1 protein-coding gene is annotated in these 768 nt (G+C 71.7%); it reads right to left on the bottom strand.

Translation table 11 applies throughout. The annotated features are described in order from the left end of the window. Positions 1-52: 52 nt before the first annotated feature. On the bottom strand, positions 53-682 hold the full coding sequence (gene ruvC, locus WD271_09990; GenBank protein MEX1008157.1) for a crossover junction endodeoxyribonuclease RuvC: 630 nt from the start codon (positions 680-682) through the stop codon (positions 53-55). Positions 683-768: the final 86 nt, after the last annotated feature.

A 768-nucleotide genomic window follows, 5' to 3' on the forward strand; every position in this document is an offset into this window, starting at 1 on the left:
CGCTCTCGGTTACCGCCGCCCCCGGCACGCGAACCTCCGCTGCGCTCCTCCCTCATTGGTCGCTCCGCTCTCGGTTACCGCCGCCCCCGGCACGCGAACCTCCGCTGCGCTCCTCCCTCACGTCCTTCGCGACCGCGGCGGCGATTGCGGCTTCGAGACGCGGCCCTTCCCATTCGTCGTCGGCGATGGCCGCCTGCAAAGGCGCGCGCCACCAGTGGCAGATCGCGAGTGCGAGCGCATCGGCCGCGTCGGCGGGCTTGGGCACCTCGCTCAGGTTGAGGAGGCGCGCCACCATCTCCTGCACCTCTTCCTTACCGGCGCCGCCGTCGCCCGCGACCGCGAGCTTCACCTCGTTGGGGCTGTACTGCACCACCGGGATGTGCTCGCGCCCGGCAATAGCGAGCGCGAGCCCACTCGCCTGCCCCACCGACATCGCCGTGCGCGCGTTCACCTGGAAGAGGACGCGCTCCACCGCGATCGCGATGGGCTGCATCTCGGCAACGAGCGCGTCGAGCTCGGCGGCCAGCGCGGCCAGGCGGTCCGGGAGCGGGTCGGCGGGTGCGGTCCGGATCACACCGCAGGCGGTGGCAGTGAACCGCGGGCCGTCGCGACGCACCGCGCCGTAGCCGCACCGCGACACACCGGGGTCGATGCCCAGCACAACCCCGCTCGGATCGAACACGGGTTCGATGCTAGGTGGGCAAGGCCGTCAGGGAGTGGATGCCGCTACGGTGCGCCCTCATGACCATGGATGTAGGAGCGCAACGG

This window comes from Acidimicrobiia bacterium (genome assembly GCA_040880805.1).
Classification (GTDB): Bacteria; Actinomycetota; Acidimicrobiia; order IMCC26256; family DASPTH01; genus DASPTH01.